We start from the raw sequence: 1,882 nt of genomic DNA, 5'->3' as shown, positions 1-1,882 counted from the left end.
GGTCAGATGTGATAGATGTCGATGACCTGGTGGATGTAGTCGTTGTTCAGCACCACCTTCTTGTTGGCGATCAGCGGCGTCTCGCCCGACACGTCCAGGGTGTAGAAGGCGCTGCCGAAGTAGCCGTCGGTCTTCTTGTAGCGGTGGCTCAGGGTGTGCCAGTTGAAGCGCAGCTCCACCTCGTCGCCCGCCTCCTTGAGCACCTCGATGTTGCTGATCTGGTGGGTGGTGCGCGGCTCCGGCGTGCTCGCCCCGGAGCGCTCGGTCTTGATCCGGTAGACCCGGTCCTCCAGCCCCTCGCGGTTCGGGTAGTAGATCAGCGAGATCTCCGACTGCGGGTCGCGGGTCAGCTGGTCGTCGTCGTCCCAGGCCGGCATCCAGAACTCCGCGTCCTGGCGGTAGCACGCCAGCCACTCGTCCCACTGGCGGTCGTCGAGCAGCCGCGCCTCGCGGTACAGGAAGGCCTGGATATCCTGATAGTTGATGCTCATGTCTCTTCTCCCCCTTGTCGGTTCGTGCGCGCTTACGCGGACTGGGTGGCGATAAACTGGCTGCGTTCCTTGTCGATGGCGCGCAGCATCTCCTCGACCCAGTGCTGGTGGTGCAGCACGTAGAGGCCCTCGTCTTCCGGGGAGGCCCCGCTGAGCAGCGGCTTCATGCCGATCGCCTGGGCGTTCTCGTCGGCGCCCTCGATCCACTGCTTGGCGCCGCGGGAGAGGTCGCTCCACTCGGACAGCGCCCCGTTGTAGCCCTCCTGGCAGGCGCGGAACTCCTCGAGGTCGTCCGGCGTGCCCATGCCCGAGACGTTGAAGAAGTCCTCGTACTGGCGGATGCGCACGCGACGGTTCTCCGCCGACTCGCCCTTGGGCGCGAAGCAGTAGATGGTCACCTCGGTCTTGTCCACGGCGAGCGGACGCAGCACGCGGATCTGCGTGGAGAACTGGTCCATCAGGTAGACGTTGGGGTAGAGGCAGAGGTTGCGGGTCTGGTTGACGATGGAGTCGGCCCGCGCCGCGCCGAGCTGCTCCTCGATCCACTCCTTCTGGGTGTAGACCGGGCGCACCTCGGGGTTGAGCAGCCGGGTCCACAGCATCATGTGGCCATTCTCGTAGGAATAGAAACCGCCCTGGCTCTTCGACCAGCCGTCGGCGTCCACCGCCTGAGTACCGCCGGCGTCGTAGTTGCGACGCTGCATGGTCGAGGCGTAGTTCCAGTGCACCGAGCTGACGTGGTAGCCGTCGGCGCCGTTCTCGGCCTGCAGCTTCCAGTTGCCGTGGTAGGTGTACGACGAGGTGCCGCGCAGGATCTCCAGGCCGTCCGGCGCCTGGTCGACGATGTTGTCGATGATCTTCATCGTCTCGCCCAGGTACGCCTCCAGCGGCTGGACGTCATCGCTCAGGCTGCCGAACAAAAAGCCCTTGTAGTTGGCGAAGCGCGGCAGGCGCTTGAGGTCGTGGGAGCCCTCCTGCTTGAAGCTGTCCGGGTAGGCGCCGGTCTTCTCGTTCTTGGCCTTGAGCAGCGTGCCGTCGTTCTTGAAGGTCCAGCCGTGGAACGGGCAGGTGAAGGTGCCCTTGTTGCCCTGCTTGCGCCGGCACAGGGTCGCGCCGCGGTGGGCACAGGCGTTGATCAGGCCGTGCAGCTCGCCCTGCTTGTCGCGAGTGATGACTACCGGCTGGCGGCCCATGGTCACGGTGAAGTAGTCACCCGGCTCGGCGATCTGGCTCTCGTGGGCCAGGAACAGCCAGTTGCCCTCGAAGATGTGCTTCATCTCCAGGTCGAAGAAATCCGGGTCGGTGAACATGCTGCGGTGGCAGCGGAAGATGCCGGCCTCGGCGTCGTCGACGACGGCGCCACGGACGCGCTGTTCGAGACGATCAAGCTG

The 1,882-nt window shown here is 65.1% G+C and carries 2 protein-coding genes; both read right to left on the bottom strand.

All coding sequences use genetic code 11. The features are described from left to right. Nucleotides 1–2 precede the first annotated feature (2 nt). Entirely contained in the window at nt 3–491 is a 489-nt protein-coding gene (benB, locus tag CR157_RS21955; protein ID WP_110285642.1) for a benzoate 1,2-dioxygenase small subunit, read from the bottom strand. A 32-nt stretch (nt 492–523) separates the two neighbouring features. After that, the coding region (locus CR157_RS21950) for a Rieske 2Fe-2S domain-containing protein (RefSeq protein WP_110285641.1) at nt 524–1,882 on the bottom strand (1,359 nt) is incomplete at its 5' end.

It is taken from the genome of Halomonas sp. LBP4, from assembly GCF_003202205.1.
GTDB classification, from domain to species: domain Bacteria; phylum Pseudomonadota; class Gammaproteobacteria; order Pseudomonadales; family Halomonadaceae; genus Halomonas; species Halomonas flagellata.
The sequence above is the reverse complement of the archived record's forward strand: the minus strand, read 5'-3'. Positions and strand labels throughout refer to the sequence as shown.